This is a genomic window from Salinibacterium sp. SWN139 (assembly GCF_015864625.1).
Classification (GTDB): Bacteria; Actinomycetota; Actinomycetes; order Actinomycetales; family Microbacteriaceae; genus Rhodoglobus.
The window spans coordinates 1-21,799 of record NZ_JADYWV010000001.1; the positions used below are offsets into that span (position 1 = coordinate 1).

20 protein-coding genes and 1 tRNA gene are annotated in these 21,799 nt (G+C 62.0%); 2 read left to right on the forward strand and 19 right to left on the reverse strand.

Annotation, left to right across the window (positions count from 1 at the left end; genetic code table 11):
- Nucleotides 1–250: 250 nt before the first annotated feature.
- From I6E74_RS00005 to I6E74_RS00035, 7 genes are all read right to left on the reverse strand, one after another.
- Nucleotides 251–1,141, reverse strand: a complete 891-nt coding sequence (locus I6E74_RS00005; RefSeq protein WP_197121788.1) for a carbohydrate ABC transporter permease — start codon at nt 1,139–1,141, stop codon at nt 251–253.
- The gene (locus tag I6E74_RS00010) at nt 1,131–2,081 is read right to left on the reverse strand and encodes a carbohydrate ABC transporter permease (protein WP_197121790.1); all 951 of its coding nucleotides are present in this window, start codon (nt 2,079–2,081) and stop codon (nt 1,131–1,133) included. Before I6E74_RS00010 ends, I6E74_RS00005 begins: the two co-directional genes overlap by 11 nt.
- A 10-nt stretch (nt 2,082–2,091) precedes the next feature.
- Entirely contained in the window at nt 2,092–3,369 is a 1,278-nt protein-coding gene (locus I6E74_RS00015; protein ID WP_197121792.1) for an ABC transporter substrate-binding protein, read from the reverse strand.
- Between the two features lie 16 nt (nt 3,370–3,385).
- Nucleotides 3,386–4,993, reverse strand: a complete 1,608-nt coding sequence (locus tag I6E74_RS00020) for an FAD-dependent oxidoreductase (RefSeq protein ID WP_197121794.1) — start codon at nt 4,991–4,993, stop codon at nt 3,386–3,388.
- A complete protein-coding gene (locus I6E74_RS00025) occupies nt 4,993–6,105 on the reverse strand; it encodes a LacI family DNA-binding transcriptional regulator (RefSeq protein WP_197121796.1) in 1,113 nt (370 codons plus the stop codon). Before I6E74_RS00025 ends, I6E74_RS00020 begins: the two co-directional genes overlap by 1 nt.
- A gap of 115 nt (nt 6,106–6,220) precedes the next feature.
- Complete coding sequence (locus I6E74_RS00030; RefSeq protein WP_197121798.1) at nt 6,221–7,003, reverse strand: DUF427 domain-containing protein; 783 nt, start codon at nt 7,001–7,003, stop codon at nt 6,221–6,223.
- A gap of 124 nt (nt 7,004–7,127) precedes the next feature.
- A complete protein-coding gene (locus I6E74_RS00035) occupies nt 7,128–8,693 on the reverse strand; it encodes a carbohydrate-binding domain-containing protein (protein WP_197121800.1) in 1,566 nt (521 codons plus the stop codon).
- Between the two features lie 172 nt (nt 8,694–8,865).
- On the opposite strand from I6E74_RS00035, the gene I6E74_RS00040 reads away from it, so the two are divergent.
- Nucleotides 8,866–9,681 carry a dienelactone hydrolase family protein gene (locus I6E74_RS00040; protein ID WP_197121802.1) on the forward strand — a complete coding sequence of 272 codons (816 nt, stop codon included), beginning with the start codon at nt 8,866–8,868 and terminating at the stop codon, nt 9,679–9,681.
- A 92-nt stretch (nt 9,682–9,773) separates the two neighbouring features.
- Here I6E74_RS00040 and I6E74_RS00045 read toward each other — a convergent pair whose 3' ends face one another.
- The 9 genes from I6E74_RS00045 to I6E74_RS00085 all read right to left on the reverse strand — a co-directional run bounded on the left by I6E74_RS00045 (nt 9,774) and on the right by I6E74_RS00085 (nt 16,776).
- Nucleotides 9,774–10,166, reverse strand: coding sequence for an HsmA family protein (locus I6E74_RS00045; RefSeq protein WP_197121804.1), 393 nt, complete (start codon nt 10,164–10,166; stop codon nt 9,774–9,776).
- Nucleotides 10,167–10,216: 50 nt separating this feature from the next.
- On the reverse strand, nt 10,217–10,546 hold the full coding sequence (locus I6E74_RS00050; RefSeq protein WP_197121806.1) for an antibiotic biosynthesis monooxygenase: 330 nt from the start codon (nt 10,544–10,546) through the stop codon (nt 10,217–10,219).
- 82 nt (nt 10,547–10,628) lie between these two features.
- Nucleotides 10,629–10,704 (reverse strand) — tRNA-Arg (locus tag I6E74_RS00055).
- Between the two features lie 86 nt (nt 10,705–10,790).
- Complete coding sequence (locus tag I6E74_RS00060; protein WP_197121808.1) at nt 10,791–11,540, reverse strand: SDR family NAD(P)-dependent oxidoreductase; 750 nt, start codon at nt 11,538–11,540, stop codon at nt 10,791–10,793.
- Nucleotides 11,537–12,385, reverse strand: coding sequence for a fumarylacetoacetate hydrolase family protein (locus tag I6E74_RS00065; RefSeq protein WP_197121810.1), 849 nt, complete (start codon nt 12,383–12,385; stop codon nt 11,537–11,539). The genes I6E74_RS00060 and I6E74_RS00065 overlap by 4 nt, the downstream gene beginning before the upstream one ends.
- Nucleotides 12,382–13,488, reverse strand: coding sequence for a Gfo/Idh/MocA family protein (locus I6E74_RS00070; RefSeq protein WP_197121812.1), 1,107 nt, complete (start codon nt 13,486–13,488; stop codon nt 12,382–12,384). Before I6E74_RS00070 ends, I6E74_RS00065 begins: the two co-directional genes overlap by 4 nt.
- 84 nt (nt 13,489–13,572) lie before the next feature.
- On the reverse strand, nt 13,573–14,601 hold the full coding sequence (locus tag I6E74_RS00075; RefSeq protein WP_197121814.1) for an isopenicillin N synthase family oxygenase: 1,029 nt from the start codon (nt 14,599–14,601) through the stop codon (nt 13,573–13,575).
- A 90-nt stretch (nt 14,602–14,691) separates the two neighbouring features.
- Nucleotides 14,692–16,146: a glyceraldehyde-3-phosphate dehydrogenase gene (locus tag I6E74_RS00080; protein ID WP_197121816.1), complete on the reverse strand. Its 1,455-nt coding sequence runs from the start codon at nt 16,144–16,146 to the stop codon at nt 14,692–14,694.
- A gap of 267 nt (nt 16,147–16,413) precedes the next feature.
- Nucleotides 16,414–16,776 (reverse strand): DUF1801 domain-containing protein, encoded by a 363-nt coding sequence (locus tag I6E74_RS00085; protein ID WP_197121818.1) that lies wholly within the window; start codon nt 16,774–16,776, stop codon nt 16,414–16,416.
- A 61-nt stretch (nt 16,777–16,837) separates the two neighbouring features.
- On the opposite strand from I6E74_RS00085, the gene dgoD reads away from it, so the two are divergent.
- Nucleotides 16,838–17,983 (forward strand): galactonate dehydratase, encoded by a 1,146-nt coding sequence (gene dgoD / locus I6E74_RS00090; protein WP_197121820.1) that lies wholly within the window; start codon nt 16,838–16,840, stop codon nt 17,981–17,983.
- A 48-nt stretch (nt 17,984–18,031) separates the two neighbouring features.
- Here dgoD and I6E74_RS00095 read toward each other — a convergent pair whose 3' ends face one another.
- Genes I6E74_RS00095 through I6E74_RS00105 form a run of 3 tightly spaced genes read right to left on the reverse strand, consistent with a single transcriptional unit; the run spans nt 18,032 to nt 21,716 of the window.
- Nucleotides 18,032–18,769, reverse strand: coding sequence for an SDR family oxidoreductase (locus I6E74_RS00095; protein WP_197121822.1), 738 nt, complete (start codon nt 18,767–18,769; stop codon nt 18,032–18,034).
- Between the two features lie 31 nt (nt 18,770–18,800).
- Nucleotides 18,801–19,550 carry a FadR/GntR family transcriptional regulator gene (locus I6E74_RS00100; RefSeq protein ID WP_197121824.1) on the reverse strand — a complete coding sequence of 250 codons (750 nt, stop codon included), beginning with the start codon at nt 19,548–19,550 and terminating at the stop codon, nt 18,801–18,803.
- Between the two features lie 51 nt (nt 19,551–19,601).
- Nucleotides 19,602–21,716, reverse strand: coding sequence for an alpha-galactosidase (locus I6E74_RS00105; protein ID WP_197121826.1), 2,115 nt, complete (start codon nt 21,714–21,716; stop codon nt 19,602–19,604).
- Between the last annotated feature and the right edge of the window lie 83 nt (nt 21,717–21,799).

A 21,799-nucleotide genomic window follows, 5' to 3' on the forward strand; every position in this document is an offset into this window, starting at 1 on the left:
TGCCCGGGACTTCCGCACCTTTGGGGTGACAAGAGGAAACATTACGTGCATTCTGCCCCCCTCGCCAACACCGACAACATCCCGGGCGTGTCGCAAAAATGAGGGCCCCAAAACACTGTGTTTGTCCTTCGCCAACGCACCACCTTGCGACGGCAGTACGGCTGAACTGAGGACTGTGCGTCACCCTCATGCGAAGGAGGGGCGGTCACTCAGTCGAGTGACCGCCCCTCCCCTCGAGGTCTGTCTAGGCCTAACCTTTCAGGCCGGTCTGCGCCAGGCCCTCAACGAACTGCTTTTGTGCCAGCACGAAGACCACCAGCACGGGTAGCGCCGTCATCGTTGCGGCAGCGAGCTGCACGTTCCAGAGCTGCCCACCGTAAGCATCCGCGTACCGAGTTAGTGCCTGCGGGAGGGTGAATAGTTCGGGCGACTGCAGGTACACCGTTGGCTCTAGGTACAGGTTCCAAATAGCCAAGAAGGTGAAGATCGCGACTGCAGCGAGCGCACTCTTCGCCAACGGCATCGCTATGCGCCACCAGATCGCAAAGCGACCCAACCCATCCAGTCGTGCCGCTTCTTCTAGCTCGATCGGTAGCGAGATGAAGAACTGCCGCATGATGAACGTCGCCAACACGCTCGGTGCCCCGAAAGTCGAGACCAGCAGAATCGGCCAGTGGGTATTGATTAGCCCCATCCCACTGAAGATCTGGAACAGCGGAACAATGGTGACCTCGCTGGGAATGAGAAGCCCCACAAGCACAATCAAGAACAGGACGTTCTGGCCCCGAAAGCGGATGCGCGCAAAGGCGTAGCCAGCAAGCGATGAGATAAACATCGTTCCCGCAGTCACAAAGAACGCGATGTAGAGCGAGTTGAAGTATTGCCGAACGAACGGCTGCAATTCGAACGCTTTGACATAACCATCCAGTGTCGGATTGGCGGACCAGAGTGTCGGCGGAAACGCGAAGATCTCGCCGATCGGCTTGAACGACGAGCTAATCATCCAGAGTGTAGGAAGGATGAACGGCACAGCCATTATGGTGAGCGCGACGTAGAACAGGACACGTTTCACCGTGATCTGGTTTTTCGATATGCGCTGCGCCACTACGGGTGCAGCGATCGTTGCGGCATTAGTTTTCATAGAACACCCACCTCTTGCGTAGCTGCCATTGCGCCACTGTGAGAATCAGCACGATGACGAATAGAACGATGGACAGTACGGAGCCGTAGCCAAATTCTCCGAAGAGGAAAGCCTGCTGGAAGAGGTAGTACACGAGCACGGTGGTGGAGATACCGGGGCCACCCTGGGTAAGCACCGCGATCTGCGCGAATACCTGAAGCGAACCGACGATCGTGATGATGAAGGTCAGCAGAATGGTTGGCGAAATCAGCGGGATGGTGATCCGCGTGAAGAGTCGCCGCGCGTTGGCACCATCCATGGTTGCCGCTTCGGTCAGTTCGCGAGGTACACCCTGCAGCGCGGCAAGAAAGAGAACCATATTGAGCCCGAGGTTTTTGAAGACCTGAACGATGATCACACTGATCATCGCCGTTGGGCCTTCGCGCAACCAGTTGGGCCCGTCGATGCCAACCACCTCGAGCATCCCGTTGATGCCACCGTTGTCTTGGAAGAGGAAGCCCCACACAATCGTCCACGCGACCAGTGAGACGACAACTGGTGAGAAGAAAATGGTGCGGAAGAAAGTGATGCCAGCCATGGAACGGTTCAGCATTACCGCAAGCAGGAGAGCGATCGTCAGGTTGAAGAAGACGAGGCCGATCGAGAAAACACCGGTCGCTTGCATGACAGGCACGATCTGAGGGTCGGTAAAGAATCGCTCAAAGTTCTCGACGCCAACGTAGGTGAACTTGTTGCCGAGCACGTTCCACTCATGGAGGCTGAAGTACACCACCAGAGCAAGAGGGATCAAAACAAACGCGGTCACACCGAGTACTTGGGGTGCAACGAAAAGGTAGCCGGCCGCCGCGTCACGCTGCCGATAGGTCAGCGTGCGCCGCGGCCGGGTGCCGCCGGACCGGGCGCGAGCCCGATCCGACAGCACTGGGGAAGAAGAAACCACGATCTATTCCTTAGAGCAGCGGATCCACGGCGTCACATACGCCCTGAAGCACTGCAGGTACGTCAGCATCCGCTGTCCACATTGCATCGAGCGATGCGCGCACGGTCTGGCTGATCTTGGCGGAGTCGGTGTGGCCCTGTCGAACGACACCAGTGAGGATTCCAGGAACGACAACATCTTCGATCTGCTCAGCTGACAACACGGGGTTTGCCGCGGCAAGCGTCTCGGCGTTTAGCTGAGAGTTTCGAGCAGGCGGGAACCACTGTGCCAGAAGCTCGGAGTTCTCAGGGTTCGAGAAGTAGGCCAAGAACCCTGTAGCGGCGTCGGGGTTTTCACCCTGGGACATCACACCGATGCCGGCCTGACCAACAATCGAGTATTCACCGGCGGGACCAGCGGGCAGTGGCAGCAGGTCCCAGTTGAAACCGCCCTCAGCGAGAAGCGATGCGCGTGAGATCTGAGTCACCGTGAAAGCTGATTCTCCCGCGAAGAAGTCGGCCGTAGTTCCTGGGCCGGGCATCGCGCTTGACTCAAACGCCGCGTCATGGATGAAGCTAAACGCGTCAATCATTTCGTCAGAGGCAAACTCGCACGTAGCGCCGTCATCGCTCCACGGCTGGGCTCCCCAACCGTCCCAAATCGAAGCAAGGTTATCCCATGAGGTGTAGTCGAAGTCACGGATGACGAACCCGGCTTTGCCCGTAGCCGAGTTGACCTCGCTGCTGGCTGCCGCGACACTTTCCCACTCCCACATGCCATCGGCTCGCAACTCGGCTGCCGTTGGCTGGCCGGCTTCAGCAAGAAGATCGTTGTTTACAAACATCACCAGTGGCGAAGTTGAGAACGGGTAAGCAACGAGCGAGCCGTCGCTCTTCCAGAGCTTCGTCGCTGCATCGCTGAGGTCTTCGTACTCGTACCCCTCGGTAGCTTCGAGGGCTTCCTGAATTGGAACGAGTGCACCAGAGTCGACGAAGTCAGGCGCCGTGTTCTCTAGGATCCAGGCAAGGTCAGGCGACTTTCCACCAGCGACCTGAGTCGTCAGTGTCGTCGTGTAGTCATCGAAGGGCAGCGGGTCGAAGGTGATCGACGCGATTTCTGGGTGTTCGGCGATATAGGCATCGGCGATCGAATCGAACATCGCGAGATGATCCTCGTTCGACGTCCACACGGTCATCCGCAAGTCAACGTCTGTTGCCTTGTCGTCAGAACTCGCTGCGGAACATCCGGTTAGAACCAGAGTTGCTGTAGTTAGCAGTCCAGCGGCGGTCAGCCACTTTGCTGATCTCATTGGTCTTTCTCCTCGGTCAGTAGCCAGTAACGTCGGGCCAGTGAAGCTCGACGCCGTGGCGGATTAGCAGGGTTTGGAACTCCTCAAGAAGTTGAGGAGAATTACGCACCGTTCGGGGATCAACCTCACGGTTCAGACAGAAGGCCGCTAGCCAGCCCGCCGATTCGCCGATGTTCCACTCCACCGGGTGAAGCCGGAACGCTCCATTAGTGATGTGGGTGGTGCCGACGTTCTTACCCGCAGGAAGCAGGTTGTCCAGGCGAACCGGGATCAGTGCTCCGAGCGGAATCTCAAATGGCGCCGAAGCGACATCAATGTAGTTGTCCCCACCGGTAGAGGGGTGCAGGTCAATGCGGTACATACCGACGCCGACCGTGTCAGGAAAAGTTGCGGGGCGTCCGTGGCCGCGAACTGCGATCGATAGGTCGTCTTCGACTACGCGATACTCCGAAATGATTCGTCGTGATTCGCGAATGTACGGCGCTTGGGCCAGTCCGTCTGGAGTGCCCGTGATGTCGCCACGAAGGCGCAGGCCAGGCCATCCTTTGCCGCCGTCTGGTCGAGGTGCCTCAGTCTGCAACCAGTAGAACATCGAGAGCGAGAGCTGACGTGATGCCTCAAGGTGGGCATCCGCATCATCAGAGTCGATGAGATTACCGTCGAGATAGTCAATCATCGGCCAGTTGACCATGACAACGTCACTGTCGAGGTGCCCTGGTTCGAACATCTTCTTTGAGAGGATGCGGCGGAAGATCCACAACTCGTCATCGCCGCCGCCGGCGCGCTGGTCGGCGATGCGAGCGAAGGGATCATCATCAATGGTCGGAGTGAACGCACGGGTCACGATCTCAAGCGTGCGAGGGTGCGGTGCTGTAAGGCTGACGAGTGGAGCGCCCCAGAAGTCAGGCTGGTAGGTGCTCCAGTAGTCGTAGTCGCGCGGCTTCTCGATCGTGTTGTCTTCACCATCACGGTGATCGACGACGAAGCACCACGAGAACGCCTGCACGTTGTCGGGTGCGGCTTTCTCGGGAGCACTCGGCTCGCCGGTGTCTGCTCTGCTCTCTGTACCGGTTACATATTCTGCGCCGGTCAGCGGGAGGAGGTCACCGAGTTCGGTGGCATCAAGAATGTAAGGACCAGTGAGCTGCGTTTCTTCCTTTGTCACAACGTCGCGCACGATAACGGACCGCACGATGGTGTCCTCGACATCAGCGCTGACGGGGGTAACGCCCTTGATCAGCGTGAGTTTGCTTGATCCGATAAACGGCGCGAGCATTGCGTCGATTACCGAGACGGCGACTCGAGGCTCCGCGCACAGACGACTGACGAGTCCCGCTCCGGGGTTGAGGTCCCGCTGGGCTCGCGCTGCGCTGTTCAGCGGGTAGTTCTTACGGTAGTAGTCGCGAATACCTTCTCGCAATTCGCGGTACGAGGCGGTAACGCCGAACTGCTCAACCCACGTGTGCTCATCCATCGGCACGGCTTGGCTTGTGAGCTGGCCGCCCAACCATTCGTACTGTTCAGTGAGGATGACGCTGCGGCCAGCCCGTAGTGCTGCGAGCGCTGCAGCGACCCCGCCCATTCCGCCACCAACGACGACAACGTCTGCGCTGAGGTTTCTCATTAAATGCTCCCTACTCGCGGGATTGCCATAGTGGTGCCCGCGATGACTGTGCAGCTCACAAGCTGCTGCTGAGGCAGCCCGGTTGAGCCACCTGTTCCGTTCATAATTTGGTCGAGCAGCGCTACGGCGCGTGAGCCAAGCTCTTCGCGTGGCGCGCTGAGGCGTGTGAAGTCAACGGTGTGCTCGCTCGGACGCGTGCGCTCGCCGAGCGCGATGATGGAAAGCGCCTCAGGAACGGAAACGCCATCTGCGATCGCGAGGTTTCGGAGTGCTTCCGCATGACCGGCATCCTCGACGAAGAGGACTGTGGGCTGTCCGCGGCGAACCCGCGCCCAATCAGCGGCGAGGTTCGTGCCGTCGGTGACGGCAGTCTCAACAGCAAGGCCAGCAGCGGCTAGCTCAGAATTAAGGCCATCCTTGCGGTCGCGAGTGGACTCCGCGTCATAGGGAAGGTGCAGGTAGTAAAAGCTCTTGTGGCCCAGGTCAATCGCGAGGCGGGCAAGGCTGGCAGTTGCTGCTCCGTAGTCAACGCCCACGTATGGAATCCGACCTTCTGCTGCGTCCCGGCGACCGATGGCGACGAAGGGGTAGTCGCTGTTGACGAGTCGAGTCAACTCGTCCGCATCCATCTCACGGCCCAGCAGCAGGCATCCGTCGGCTAGTCGAAGTCGATTGTTTTCGTGGAACAGCCTGCGACGGCCTTCGATAACAGGAGCGCTCGTGAACATGAGCAGGTCGACACCGATCTGCTCCGCGGCGCCTTCGATACCGGTGAGCAATGGAGTATAGAAGTCAGAGCTCTCATTCGGGAAAGCATGCTCGTACGTGAAGATTCCAATGAGGTTGTTTCCAACCCCAGCAAGGCGGCGAGCCGCAGGGTCTGCAACATAAGTCGTGTCGCGGATAACCTGCAGAACACGCTGGCGGGTCTCGTCGGGAATGCGGGTGGTCGAATCAGTTTTGCCATTGAGCACGAGCGAAACGGTCGCTTGGCTGACGCCGGCGAGCTCAGCGATCATGCGCTGGGTGACTCGCTCTGGCCGATTGATCGCCACTAGTCGTCCGCCGTTCTCTTCGTTGAGTCGAAACTGATGATGCGTATTACCGTACACAAAATAAAGTGATTATACGTATCATCACGAAAATCAACGAAAATTTGTGTGATTACGCTCGCCCAGAGCCGCGGCCTGAACGCGCCCTAGCGCACGAGAGGCGAGCCTCTAATCCCTAAGCAACATCCTTCTCCGGGAAGAAGTGCGTTTTGGCCTGCGTGAGCTCGACGCCATCGATGAAGATGTTGAGCTTCTCGTTGTAGAACGCCACGAGGCCGGCAATTGGCAACAGCTGTCGCGTGGGGAACGAGTACGACCACGCCAAATCCTCGTGAACCGTGTCGCCCACCTTTACCGACCAATAGTCGGTAGTGGTTCCCTTATAAGGGCACTCGGTCACGGTGTCATTGGCGACAAGGTGCTGAAAGTTCACGTCGGTGCGGTTGAGGTAATACCGCGTCGGCAAACCCGTTTCGTAGACCATGACTGGAGACGAGGACTCGGCGAGCACAACCCCCTCGAGTTCGACCCGAACTGTGCGGGTCGAACGTACGGCATCCACTCGCGTATAGGGGCTTCGAGGGTGCACGAAAACTTGCTCGTCCTCCTCGAACCAGGAGTCGAGCGCATCCCACTCAAAACGCACCATGTCGGCGAGGCCCTCGAGCCCGTCGCCGGCGTAAACCTTGGCTGCTGCCGGATGCTCGCGCTCCCCCACCGCGAGACCCTGAACTTGATAGGTGCCGCGCGCGGGATGGTGCTCCTGCCCTTCACCGACGAGGAACTCGGACTTCACGTCGGCGAGAGGAATGTAGAACTGCGGATACGGCGCCCACTCCCACACATAGAGCGCCGCCGTCGTGTCGAAGATGAGCTCGCCCGCGAAATAGCCACGGATGCGACGCGGGACAGGCTGGATGAGGTTCTTCTCGGAAATCATTCCTGGATAGTCGTTCATCAGAACCCTCTTTCGTCAGTGGGTCCAGCCTGTCACCGTCGTCTGTGAGGGACAGCACAACAGCGGCTGCCGCTCAGCGAACGCCACGGGGGCGAACGCTGGTGGCAACCGCTGCTGCGTCAGATTACGGGCGAGGCGCTCCGCCGCCGCCGGCGCTTTCGCTGCCCGCCGCTGCGACTCCGGCGGTCACCGTTCCGGCTGAGTCGCCGTCAACCGTGATCGTGTAGGTGTCGCCGTTCGTGATGGCGGCATCCGACAGCACGACCGACTGGAACGACTTGATCGACGTGAACTCGGCGATCACCGTGCCGCTGCTATCGAGCACCTGAACGGTCTGGTCGGCGCCGTACGCCTGCTCGAGTGACGCACTCACCCAGCCCTGCGCGGATGCCGTTTCGGGCGCGGTTGCCATGAAGGTCATACCGACTGCCAAGACTGTTCCGCCGTCGACCACGATGGTGCCGTTCGCATCGAGCGCACCCTCACGGTCTTCTGACGATCCGAACACCGTGGTCATACCGCCCGTGACGAGCATCGACCCGTTGGAGTCGATTCCGTCGCCGGCAGAGTTGACCGTGGTCTCGCCGCCGGCGATCGACACCATTGCTCCGTCATCCGCTTCGACGATGCCGCCGATGTCGGTGGTGGTGCTGGTGCCGCTCGTTGCATTGATGCCGTCGTCGCTGGCGTTGACCGCGAGCGCGCCACCCTCGATGGTGATCGTGAACGATTCGACACCCTCATACGAGTTCTCGACAGTCGTTGCGCCGCCCGAGATCACGATGTTGACCTCAGACTTGAGCCCGTCGTCTTCGGCCGCGAGCGTGGTCGAACCACCGGCGATCACGATGTCGGTCTCGGCCTGGACTCCGTCATCCGCCGCGGTGAGGTCGACGGTGCCGCCCGCGATGTAGACGTAGCCGCGGGTTTCGTCTGCGTCGTTGTCTGACTTGAGAGCGTCGCCGCCGGCATCCACCGTGACAGTGCCGCCTTCGATGGTCAGCGAGTCTTTGCCGCGGAGGCCGTCGTCTCCGGCGGTGACCGTGATGTCACCGGAGAGGATGACGAGGTCGTCGTGGCTTGTGATGCCATCGTTGACCGCGCTGCTTACCGTGAGCGATCCGTCGCCCGAGATGGTGAGGTCGGCGTCGCTGAAGAGCGTGGCGTTGTAGTCGGCGTCGTCTCCGGTGGAGGAGAGTGAGTTCGTTCCGCTGAGCGAAACGACGACGTCTTCGGCGTTAGCGACCGCGATTGCGGCGCTCGTGGAGCTGGAGATTTTGGCGCCATCGAGCACGAGGGCAACGACGTCTTCATCGTCGGTGTCGACGACTACTTGGCCATCGAATTGCCCCGAAAGAATGTAGGTTCCGGCCGCGCTGATGGTGATCGTGGAACCGGAGACGCTCACGCCATCGCCGTCGGCAGTTGCCGTGGAGCCGTCGAGGGCGATCGAAACGGCGCCATCGAGGGTCCACTCATCGTCGTTGGTGGTCGTTGAGTTTGCGTTCGCCGCAAGAACTTCTGTCGCAACGGGTCCAAGGTTCAGATCGACGTTCGCTTCGCTGATCTCGGCGATCACGCTGGAGGTGACGGCGGGAGTTTCAACGGCGGTCGAGCATCCGGCCAACAGCACTCCGCCAATCAGAAACGTGCTGACGGCGGCGGTAAGGGTGAAGTGATTTCGCTTCATGATCAAGCTCCTCTGGTGGTTGACGTGCTCCATCACATCGGGGTTCTCTATGAGATTTCTATGAGCAAGATATGCGTGAGCCGTGGATGTCAAAACGGCGCTACAGGCCACCTTCTCGACCGAGCTCTGCCCCCACAGCGTGCGCCGCGCTTCTATGCGCGAAGATTGACCCATGACACCCGCAACCACCCCTTCCGCCCCGGTCGGCACGCTCGACGGTTGGGTTCGCGCGCCCTTCTCTGCCGCGGGCCTGACCTACGACTGCTTCGAAAAAGGGGCGGGGCCAGGCGTGGTGCTGATCCCCGAGATTCCCGGGATCACCCCGGAGGTGCTGGGCTTGGCCGAGCACCTTGTCGCGGCGGGCTTCACCGTTGTCGTGCCCTCGCCGTTCGGCGAGCCGGGCAAGGTCAAGACCCGGGGCTACATGACGCGGATCGTGCTGCGGCTGTGCGTGACCGCCGAGTTCCGCGCGTTCGCAACGAACTCGTCGCGGCCCGTCACCGACTACTTTCGGGCGGTTGCCTCCAACCTCGCCGCTCGCACCCCCGGGCGAGGTGTTGGTGTGATCGGGCAGTGCTTCACGGGCGGATTCGCGTTAGCTGCGGCGATTGATGACTCCGTGGCGGCATCCGTTCTCAGCCAACCGGCCGTGCCCTTTCCGGTCGGCCGGGCGCGCCAACTCGATGCGGGAGTCTCGCCCGCCGAGTTCGATCGAATTGCCACCCGAGCGGATGCCGGCGAAGTCTGTGCTCTCGGCCTGCGATTCAGTGAAGACACCGCTGCTCCGCGCGCCCGCTTCGACACCATCAAGGCTCGCCTCGGCGACGCCTTCGAGATCATCCAGCTGGATTCCTCGCCCGGAAACCCTGATGGCTATGCGCCGACCGCACACTCGGTGCTCACGGGCGAAGTGCGCGAGAACCCGGACAACTCGGCGGCGGTTGCCCGCGAGCGGGTCGTGGCATTCTTGCGCGAGCGAATCGGCTGAGCGGCTACGACTGGGCAGCGGGGCCCGGCTGGCGACGCGCGACTAGCGACGAACGCAGCGCTGGCGATGCTGGCTACGCGAGCTGAACCGCTCTAGCCGAGACTCGATCCCAGGGCACCGACGATGTACGGCACGAGCCAGATGCCCCACACGATGACAGAGAATCGGTGAAAGCTGGTCTTCTCGGCTTCGCGGTTGCGCACCAGCACGACGATCGCCCAAGCGAGGTGCACGGCCATAAGAACGATCGCGAGCACCCCCGTGACACCCATCAGCTGGTTCAACGCGCTCTGCTCGATTCCGGCTGCACGATTCTCGGTCGCGATCAGGTTCATCAGAAACGTGCCCGTGGCATCCGCCGCTAGGCCCAGCCCGAAGAGCACGACGTGCCACGGCTTGAGTACCTTCTGCACTCGCTCGCTCCACACCCCGACGGTGTAAAACACGAGGGCCAGAGTGATGAGGATGATCGCAGGCAGCAGCATCTCCCTATTTTGTCCTGTTCACGGCTCGCGAGCGAAAGTGGTTCGGGCGTTCAGCCAGTCGTCTCGACCCGCTCGACCTCATCGAAGTGCTCGACGACCGGGAACGGCTCGTAAAACTCGTGCAGCAGAGCTCGCCACTGCTGGTACTCAGGCGAACCCCTAAAGCCAATTTCGTGGTCGTCAACAGAGTCCCACCTCACGAGCAGCAGATACGTTTCGGGATGCTCGACCCCGCGTGCGAGCGTCAGCCCACGGAATCCCGGCATCGCCGCAATGATGCTCTTCGCCTGGGCGAAAGCCGCTTCGAACTCCGCCTCACGGCCGGGCTTGACGGGAAGAAGCGCGTGCTCGACGACGCGGCCCTGCTCAGTGGATGCCATGGCGTCACTCTAACGAATTGTCTGCCGTGAACAGCGGCGGCCATTAACGACGAAAGCCCCACACGAATGTGAGGCTTTCAGCTGGTGCGCCCGGAGGGATTTGAACCCCCGGCCTATTGATCCGTAGTCAATTGCTCTATCCGCTGAGCTACGGGCGCATCTCGATGACTTTCGCCAACCAGAAAACTATACCAGCGGATTCGGACTGCCAGTGACACTTTTGACAGTCGGATGCCGCGAGCGCCTATTTTCTGACGCGAAGGTGCGCAACCCCGCCATCAACTTCGAGCGCGGTACCCGTCGTTGAGCCGGAGAGCGGGCTTGCCAAGTACGCGACCGCGCCGGCAACTTCTTCGGGGGTGACCATGCGGCCGGTGGCCTGGCGGGCGTCCAGAGCGGCACGTTCCTTGACGGGGTCGTCGAAGCCCTGCAGCATCCGCTCCACGAACGGGGTGGAGACTGTGCCGGGGCTGACCGCGTTGACGCGCACGCCATCCGCCACATGATCCGTTGCCATTGCGTAGGTCAGCGCGAGAACGGCACCCTTGGAGGCGCCGTACAGCGCGCGCTGCGGGAGGCCATTGAGGGCGGCGATGGAGCAGAGGTTCACGATCGCGGCGTGCTCGGATTTGCGAAGCCAGGGCATGGCCGCCGCCGACACCCGCGCCATACCGATGACGTTGATATTGAGAACACGCGCCCACTCGGCGTCGTCGTTTTCTTCGACGGTTCCGACCGCGCTGATACCGGCGTTGTTCACGACGATGTCGATGCCGCCCAACTTCTCGGCGGCCGCAGAAACGGCGGCGTCGACGGAGTCACGATCTGACACGTCCGCGGTGAATCCGTGGAGGCGAGCATCCAACCCCTCAGTGTTGAGGTCGAGAACCGCAACCGTGGCACCACGCTCTACTAGCGCGAGTGCCGAAGCGAGGCCGATGCCGGATGCTCCCCCCGTGACGACCGCGACGAGACCGTCGAACTCGGCGCTCATGCCTGCACCAAGGTTTGGCGAGCGCGACCGAGGCCGTCGATCTCGAGCTCAACGACATCGCCGGCACGCAGGTACGGCTGACCCTCGATGCCCATGGCGACGCCCGCGGGAGTGCCCGTGTTGATGACATCGCCGGGCTGCAGCACCATGAACTGGCTCAGGTACCAAATGATGTGGTTCACGCCGAAGGCCATATTTGCGGTCGTGCCGTTTTGGCGTTCGACACCGTTCACCCACAGGCGCAAGCCCAAGGCTTGGGGGTCGGCCACCTCGTCGGCGGTCACCAGCTCAGGCCCGAACGGATTGAAGGTCTCGCAGCTCTTGCCTTTGTCCCAGGTTCCGCCACGTTCGAGTTGGAAAGCGCGCTCGGAAACGTCGTGCGACACGGCGTAACCAGCAATGACGGCAGTCGCGTCATCCGGAGACTCAAGGTAGCGAGCGGTTGCGCCGATCACGACGCCGAGCTCGACCTCCCAGTCGGTCTTCTCGCTCGTGCGCGGGATGAGCACGTCGTCGAAGGGGCCGACCATGGTGCTCGGGTCCTTCATGAAGATGACGGGTTCGTCGGGCAGCGTTGCACCGGTCTCTTCAGCGTGGTCGCTGTAGTTGAGGCCGACACACACGATCTTGCCGGGGCGAGCGATGGGAGCACCCACGCGCACCCCCTCGGTCTCGATAGCCGACAGGGTGCCGGCGTTGAGCGCGGCACGCACCGCGGCGACGCCACCGCTGGCAAAGAAGGCTCCGTTGATGTCCGCGGTGATCGACGTCAGATTGAAGGCGCCACCTTCATCGAGAACAACAGGAATTTCTGAGCCAACCGGCCCGAGTCGCGCGAATCTCACTGAGTGTTCTCCTTCGTTGCCAGCGCGATACCTTCGCGCTCTTGTGATTCATAACCGGCCTCGACAACCGCCATGGTGTGCATGACGTCGTCGACCGAGGTCGGAAGTGCAGAAACTGAGCCCTCGAGGTAGCGCTGAAGCGCGCTCATCGAACCGATGAAGGCATCCGGGAACCAGCTGCCCTCGAACGGCACCGGCTGCCAGCCCAGCTCGGGCTTATCGGTGTACGCGATGGCGAGAGCGTCGGGGCCACCGCGCGGGTAGTCGAGCATGAGGCCCAGCTGCGCGCGAATGGCGCCCTTGGTGCCCTCCCACTTCACGAAAGCTTCTTCGTAGTCGCCGCCGAAACCGTGGTCGTGGTTCGTGCTGATCGTGACCCGCAGCGGGCGGTCGCGATACCGCATGATGATTGTGGAGCGCGTGTTTGAGACTTGAGGCTTGGCCGGATGCCGCACCGTCGCTGCGCTCACGCTGTCGGGGTCACCCAAGAACGAGCGCACCAGGTCCATATAGTGCACGCTGTGCATGTTGAGTTCGAGACGCTCGATGCCCAGCACGTGCGGGAAGATCTCCCACGGCGTCTCGGTGGCGATACGGATCTCCAGGTCATAGAGCTCGCCAATCGCTCCCTCGGCGATGAGCGCGCGGGCGGCCGCGATATACGGCGCGAACCGCAGTTGCGTGTTGACGGCAGCAATAAGGTTCTTGCGGTGACAAATCTCGAGCAGCCCGCGCGCCTCGGCAAGATTCTGCCCGAACGGCTTCTGGATGAGCACGGCCGCGCCATCGGGTAGCTGGTCGAGCACCGCTGCATATTGTTCGGGCATGAGCGCGAGATCGTAGACGGCGTTTTTCGGAGCCGCTGCGACGGCATCCGACAGCGAGGTGAAGACATTCGGGATGCCAAACTCGTCGGCGAGAACCTGCGCCTTGGCCGCGGTGCGGTTGACGATCCCCCACACCTCGAACCCCGCTTTGCGGTAGGCCGGAAGGTGCGCGTCTTTCACAATTCCGCCGGCGCCAATCATGACGATCGGGCGCGGGTGCTGCGGCAGCGCGAGAGTGTACGCCTCGGCTGGCTCACGTTCTGGAAAGGGCGACACGGGGTGCTCCGGCTCTCGTAGGCGGTATAACTCGTGATCAAACGATATACCAAACGCGTGGAGGCGGCAATGCGGCGAACAGCCCTAAATCGCACCCCGCGGGCCCTGAATCAGATCGTCGTGATGGATCTGGGCAACGTTGGGGTGCGCCCGCATTCGGTAGCGGAGCGCATTGTCTCCGTACGTTTCGAGGATCGGGCTGTTCGTGGGGTCGAGCGAAAGGCCGCGCGCTTGAGCGGCGAGCTCGGGCGGCAACTGCAGCTGCGGCATCACGGTGTCGAGAGCCGGGTTGAAGAAGAAAGGAATCGAAATGCGGTCGTCGCCGATGAGTGGCGAGATGACGCGGTGCAGCGTCGCCTTGAGGTAACCCTCGGTCGCGAGCTCGAGCATCTCGCCAATGTTCACGACAAACGCGCCCGGCTTGGGTGGAACATCCACCCACTCGCCTTGGAAGTCGACCTGCAGACCGCCCTTGCCGGGCTCCACCATGAGCAGGGTGAGAACGCCGCCATCGCGGTGAGCGCCCACGCCCTGCTTGGGCTCCGGGTTGGACTCGCCGGGATACCGCACGATCTTGAGCTGCGGGAACGGCTTGTCAGCGAAGGCGTGATCGAACACGTCCTCCGGGGCGCCGAGGGCCTGGGCCCACGCGCGCAGCAGGCGCAGCGAGACAGCGCTGAGTTTGTCGTTCCATTCGTTGACCAATTCGCGAAGCTGGGGCACGGCATCCGGCCACAGGTTCGGGCCTTCGAGGCGCCAGTAATCAGCGAGTCCGGCAGTGCTGTCGACAACATCGCGTTCCGGGCCGACGTCAATCTGTTCGCGCCAGTCGGTCTTGCCCTCGGTCAGCTCGCCGCCCACGCGGGTGTACCCACGGAACTGCGGGCTGTTGACATTCTCGACCGCAAGCTTCTGTTCGGCGGGCAGGGCAAAGAACTCGCGGGATGCCGCAAGCAGGTCATCCATCAACGATTCTTCGACACCGTGGCCGACAAGGTAGAAGAACCCCACGTCGTGGGTCGCACACAGCAAATCGTCCCGGAATTTGGCGGCCGATTCAGGGCCGCCGTCAAGTAGCGAGAGGTCAATAACAGGGAGTGCGGAATCGTTCATGCCACGATGTTTGCACGCCAAGTTTGAGAACTTCCCATTGTTACGCTCACAGCATGGGACCGAGGCGTAACACGATCACGGTTCGGAAAATTATGCTCCGACTACGGCGCGTTCGGGAATAACTTGCGGGTGAGTGTGGCCCATATGCTCGATGACACGCACGACCTGGCTCGTGTAGCCGAACTCGTTGTCGTACCAGACATACAGCACCAAATGCTTGCCAGAACTGATCGTCGCGAGTCCGTCAACAATGCCCGCGCGATGCGAACCCGTGAAGTCACTCGATACCACCTCGGGGGAATCAATGAAGTCGATCTGTTGTCGCAGAGTCGAATCAAGTGAGAGTTTTCGCAGGTACCGGTTCACCTCTTCGCGAGTCGTTTCGGTCGCGAGGTTGAGGTTCAGAATCGCCATCGATACGTTGGGCGTCGGAACGCGGATGGCGCTGCCGGTAAGCAATCCCGCCAGTTCTGGAACTGCCTTCGCGACGGCCTTCGCCGCCCCCGTCTCGGTGATGACCATGTTCATCGGGGCCGAGCGGCCGCGGCGGTCACCTGAGTGGAAGTTGTCGGTCAAGTTCTGGTCGTTTGTGTAGGAGTGCACGGTTTCGACGTGCCCGTGCTCGATTCCGTACTCATCGCTGATGACTTTCAACACGGGCGAAATGGCATTCGTCGTGCACGAGGCCGCCGACAGGATCGTGTCCGTGTCCTCGATCGTGTCGTGGTTGAGGCCATACACGATGTTCTTGAGGTCGCCCTTGCCCGGAGCGGTCAGCAGAACCCGCTTGACCCCCTTCGACTTGAGGTGCTGACTCAAACCCTCACGGTCACGCCAGCGACCGGTGTTGTCGACGACGATGGCATCCGAAATCCCGTACTCGGTGTAGTCGATCGTGGCCGGGTCGTTCGAGTAGATCACCTGGATGAGGGTGCCGTTGGCAAGAATCGTGTTCGCTTCGGTATCGACCGAGATCGTTCCCTCAAACGGGCCATGAACACTGTCGCGACGCAGCAGGCTGGCACGCTTCACGAGGTCGTTGTCGGAGCCCCTGCGCACGACGACCGCGCGCAACCGGAGTCCCTCGCCGTTGCCGGCGTGCGCGATTAGGATGCGGGCCAACAGTCGACCGATACGTCCGAAACCGTAGAGCACGACATCCGCTCCCGCCGCCTTGGGCTCGGTGCCGTTCTTGAGCACGGGAGCAAGCTCAGCAGCCAGAAACTCGCCCAGGTCGCCGCCTACCTGGCGGAACCGATTCACCAACTTCGCCAAATCAATGGATGCCGAATTCAGCGGCATCGCCGAGAGCGCCACCATGATCGGCATGGTCTCTTCGATCGGCAGCTCGCTCTCGTTGAGCTGACGCGCAAAACGGTGGGCCTTGAGAACCTCAACCGGTGACTTGTTGATGAGACGGCGACCATGAATCGAGGTCACGACGCCGTGGTTGCGATACAGCCCACCGATGAGGGGAATCATTGCCTCGGCCAGTTCTTGGCGGGCATTCCACCGGTCAAATTCGTCGCTGTGTTCGCGTTGCATCAGGTTCCTTCCGACTGCACTGTCTTGGTCCGCGGGCGCGCTTGTGGCACGGCTGGTCCCGCATCCATTCTCCCAGACGGATGCTCAGCATGCGCGTTCAGAAAAGCACAGTTCGGGCAACACTTTAGAGATCGCTAAAGGGGGCGATTCTTAACGGTGCGGATGCCGGTTTGGCCGCGGTTGTGGTGCCGCTTGTGGCGCCGAACGTGGGCGCAACCTAGACCCGACCAGAAGCAGGCGGCTGGCGGATCGCGGCAGGCGCGAAAGCTAGCGAGCTGCGTTAAACGCCACCGCGGACTGGATGAGCGACTGAAAAGCGTCAGCGTCAATCACGTCGCCCTGGTGGAGATCGATCGCGCGTCTGACCTTGGCGTCAAGGCTGCTGTTGAAGAGACCGGTGGGGTCGTCGAGCGAAGCGCCCTGCGCAAACGTGAGTTTGACCTTGTCTTTGTACGTTTCGCCGGTGCAGATCAGTCCGTCGAGGCTCCATGCTGCGACGCCATCCGGATTCGAGGGTTTTCGCCACTTGACCTCTTCCACGATCGCGGGCTCAGCCTGCACGATCAGTGCGCGAACGTGGGCAAGCGTCTCGCCCCGCCAGTCGCGGTGGCTCGTCGTGGTGGTATCCATGATGCTCACTTTAGTAGTCGCCATTAGTAGGATAATAAGACTTAGCAGTTGGAGGGGCGCCATGAAGATCGCACGCATCGAAACATTTCTCGTTCCACCACGCTGGTTGTTCGTGCGCATCGAGACCGACAACGGCATCGTCGGTTGGGGCGAACCGGTTGTTGAAGGCCAGGCCGACGTCGTGCGCGCCGCCGTCGAACAGTATGCCGAATACCTGATCGGCCTCGACGCCACTCGCATCGAAGACCACTGGCAAGTGCTCACCCGCGGCGGCTTCTACCGCGGCGGCCCCGTCGCCTCCAGCGCTATCGCCGGCATCGACCAAGCACTCTGGGACATCGCGGGCAAAGCTCATGGCGTTCCCGTTCACGACCTTCTCGGTGGTGCCGTGCGCGACCGCATCCGCATGTACGGCTGGGTTGGCGGTGACGAACCCTCCGAGCTGCGCGACAATATTGCGCAGCAGCTGGAGGCTGGCCTCACCGCTGTGAAGATGAACGGCAGCGGACGGATGAAGCCGATCGGCACCGTCAGGGCCATTGACGAGGTTGTTGAACGGGCCGCGCTCGCCCGCGAAGTTTTGGGGCCCGACCGCGACATGGCGATCGACTTCCACGGACGGATGACCGTCGCCAACGCCCGTCGTGTGCTCCCCCTCCTCGAGCCCTACGCTCCCCTCTTCGTCGAAGAACCTGTTGTACCCGAAAAGTCACACCTGCTCGACGGCATCGTGGCGTCAACATCGATCCCGATCTCCACCGGCGAGCGCCTCTTCTCCCGCAACGAGTTCCTCGGGCCGCTTCAGGCCGGTGTCGCGGTCGTGCAGCCCGACCTCTCCCATGCCGGCGGTATCTCCGAAGTGCGCCGCATTGCCGCCCTCGCCGACATGTTTGATGCTCAGCTGGCGCCGCACTGCCCCCTTGGCCCTATCGCCTTGGCGGCGAGCCTGCAGGTCGGCTTCAACACACCGAACTTCTTGATTCAGGAACAGAGCATCGGCATCCACTACAACGTCGGATCAGACGTGCTCGAATACCTGATGAATACGAGCGTTTTCGATTTCACGAGTGGCTACATTGAGCGGCTGACTGCTCCAGGCCTCGGTATCGACATTGATGAAACTGCCGTACGCGCCGCCGACAAGGTCGGGCACCAGTGGCGCTCCCCCGTGTGGCGTCACGACGACGGGTCTCTCGCCGAGTGGTAACCGGTCGGCAACGCCAGCGGTAGCCGAGCGCGCGGCCGCGAGTGCCCGCTAAGCGCCGAGCGTCGTTGTCATGCCGCCGTCGACAACGAGCGAAGCGCCCGTGATGTACGAGGCACCGTCGCCAGCCAGAAATTGGATGACCGAGGCGACTTCTTCAGGTTTACCCAGCCGCTGCAGGGTGGCCTGGCGTCGCGCTAACTCTTGCGCTTCAGGGGTTTGGTGATCCCACTGCCGAGTCTCGATCGATCCCGGAAGCACGACGTTCACGCGCACGTGCGGTGCGTAGTCGAGCGAAAGCTGACGCGTGAGCGAAATCAACCCGCCCTTCGCTGCCCCGTACGCAGGCTGCTCGGCCCAGGACAGCACTCCGTGCACGCTCGACACATTCACCATGCTGCCCTTGGCTTCGGTGAGAGTGTCGTGGAAAGTACGCATCGCACGGTAGACGGATGACAGCGTCACCGAGAGCTGCTGATTCCAGTTGTCTTCGCTCTGTTCGTGTGCGATTCCCGCGACCTGGAAGAACGCGTTATTCACGATGACGGCAGGCGGGCGATTCGCGGAGCGCAGCTCACGCGAGAGCTCTTCCCACTGCTCAGAGTCCGCGACGTCGAGGCGATGGGCGGTGGCTGCGCGACCGGCCGCGACGATCTCGGCGGCAACCGCGGCAGCGGCATCCACGTCAATATCGGTGACAACCACATCGTCACCGGAGGCAGCAAAGAGGCGCGCAGCAGCAGCGCCGATGCCATGGGCCGCGCCAGTGATGAGCACGGTGCGGGTCATGCTCGCAACCTTCCGCTCGCGAGGGCCGCCACTAGAGAGCCGACTTTCGGTTCGCGACGAGGGCAGCCCCGGAGGGGTCTTTGCTGACAATAGTTTCAGAGTCGCGATTCGACTGATCCATGAGAATCTTCATCGCGGTGCCGGCAGCATCGGCGTCGCGGGCCACGATCGCGGTCACAACGGCCCGATGCTCATCCAAGAACTGGGTGGTGGTTTCGTGCGCAAACGCGAGCTCATCACGGGCGTGAAGCGCCGGCTCGAGCACCACCTCAAAGCGGGCCAGAAGTTCATTGCCGGATGCCGCCAAGATGGCCCGATGAAAAGCCAAGTCGGCCTTCACATGGGAGGCGACCTCGGTGTTCTCGAACGTTGCCGCAAGGTCGACCATCGCGGCTTCGATCTCGGCGCACTGCTCATCGCTGCGGCGCACGGCAGCGAGACGGGCGGCGGCGGGCTCCAGCACCTGGCGCACTTCGCTGAGCTCCAGCACCAGCAGCGGGTCGGGCACGCCCTCAGATCGCCAGGTCATGACGTCACTATCGAGAAGCTGCCAGCGGTTCCGCGGGGTGACATAGGTGCCGAGGCGTGGCCGCGCATCCACGAGCCCCTTGGTCGTAAGAACCTTGATCGCTTCGCGAATAACGGTGCGGCTGACCTGAAACTCGGCGAGCAGCGCATCCGGATCGATGATGTCTCCCGAAGCGAGTTCGCCCCGCATGATGCGGCGGCCGAGCACGTCAACAACGTGCCCGTGCAGCCCCCGGCGAGAGAAAGTAGTCATTACCGCGATAATACTGCGCGCACGATCAGTGCGCCGAGAACACCGCCGCGGTCACAGCCTTCTGGTCTCGATGATGACTGCGCTCTCGGGGAACAGGATCGGCGCCAAGAGCCCCATTTCTGCCAGCGCCCGTCCGCTCACCTCAGCCCCCGCGCACCACTGCGGGATCGAGCGAGCGGACGGCGGCGCCGCACCAGCGGGCTCGACGAGCCTCACGCTGTAGCGCGCATCCGGGTCGAGACCTGACAGCCGAATGCGGGCAGGGATGCTGGACCCAATGCCACGCAATTGAACGTAACTGTAAATCGCCGCATCCTGAGACGAGGCAACGACGCCCATGACATGAACGGGAGCATCGTCGTCACCCTGTCGAACCACGCGGCCGCTATGCAGCAGCGCGCGGTTGTCCTTGTAATACTGCGCCCACGAGGCCAGCTGGGCGCGTTCCTCTGGCGTGCACTCAGTGATGTCCCACTCAATACCGGCATGCCCGAACAGCGCGATGGCGGCCCGGAACTGCAGCGTGTGCACTCGCCCCGTGGTGTGCGACCGCGTCGGGCCAATGTGGGTGCCGAGCATCTCCGGCGGAATCGCGAACATCGTGTTGCGCTGAATGCGTTCACGTTCAAGCGCGTCATTGCAGTCGGATGCCCAGAAACGATCGGCGTGCTGCGCCATGCCCAAGTCGATACGTGCCCCGCCCGACGCACACGACTCAATCTCGACGTGCGGATGCCGCTGCTTGATCTCATCGAACAAGCGATAGATCGCGAGTGTCTGTTCATGCACGGCGGCGTGACCGAGGTGCGAAGGCTCGACCAGCGGGCGATTGTGATCCCACTTAATGTACGAGATCGCGTTGGCGCTCAGCACCGCATCCACTTGCCCGAGAACATGCGCGTAGGCGCCGGGATGAGTCAGGTCGAGCACCTGCTGGTTGCGCACCTCAGCCGGGATGCGGCCGTCGGCACCAAAAATCCACTCCGGATGCGCGCGGTACAGGTCAGAGTCGGCGTTCACCATCTCGCCCTCGAACCACAGACCGAACTGCATGCCTGCCGCCGTGACGCGGTCGATGATCGGGGTCAAGCCCTCGGGCCAGACCGCCGAGTCGATAACCCAATCGCCCAACCCGGCGTGGTCGTCGCGGCGCCCGGCAAACCACCCATCGTCGAGAACGAAACGCTCAACGCCGACCTCGGCTGCGGCATCCACGAGGGCGCTGAGTTTGTCGAAGCTGTGGTCGAAGTAAACCGCCTCCCACACGTTGAGGGTGAGGGGCCGCGGAGTTGCCGCCCCCTTGTGACGAGGGCGTGCCCGCAGCCATTCGTGAACGCGGTGAGAGACGCCGTCGAAGCCGCCGGAAGAGAAAGCGGCGACCACAGTGGGGGCCTGATAGCTGGCTCCGGAGTCAAGAATCATTTCGCCAGCCAGTAGCAGTTCGGCGGCACCCATCTCGGTCTGACCGGTGGCGGTGCGCTCGACCATATGACGCGAATTGCCGCTCCACATCAGCCCGAGGCCCCACACGGAACCGTTCTGGAACGTGGCTCCCGGCGTGGTCGCGAACTCCATGATCGTAGAGTCGTGGCTCGTGCGGCCCTCCCGAATCTCCCGGCTCCACAGTCCGGGCTGAATCTCTCGGCGGAACATTTGACGCTCGTTGACCCAGCGTCCGCTGAAGTCGATCGACTCTGTTGCTGCGCCTGGCAGCGGCATCCAGGTCGCGAACTCGTCGACCTGAAGCCCGGCCGCGCCCACGTTCGTGATCGTCGAATCGATCAGCAGCACTCCCGAAGCGGTGATCGTGAACGAGCGCGAGACTCGTATTCCGGCTGCGGCATCCTCGGCTTCAAAGCTCAAGGCGGTGTCGGATGTGCTGGCCGACGTCAGGTCGAAACGCTGAGTCCAGTCGGCTCCGGCCCGGTGCGCGCTCACCGCGGGGCGACCATAGAATCCCCGGGCGTTCTCGCGCCACAGTCCGGTCGGTGCACTCACGTCGCCGTTGGGTGCGACGGCAGTCTCGGCGTGCAGTACCGCCAGATCGTCGAGGGAGTGCTGACCCCAGTCGTCACCCCAGTGGATGATGTGCGGCGTTCCGCTCGAGGTGTCAATCACGAGGGTAACCCCCGCTGCGCTGAGGTGGTGAAGGTTCTGCGCGGTCATAATTCATTCACTTTCGGCGGGCTAGAGCCCAGAAGAGGTGGCCACCCGCGTACGGGGTTACGGATGGCCACCTGGTTACAGCG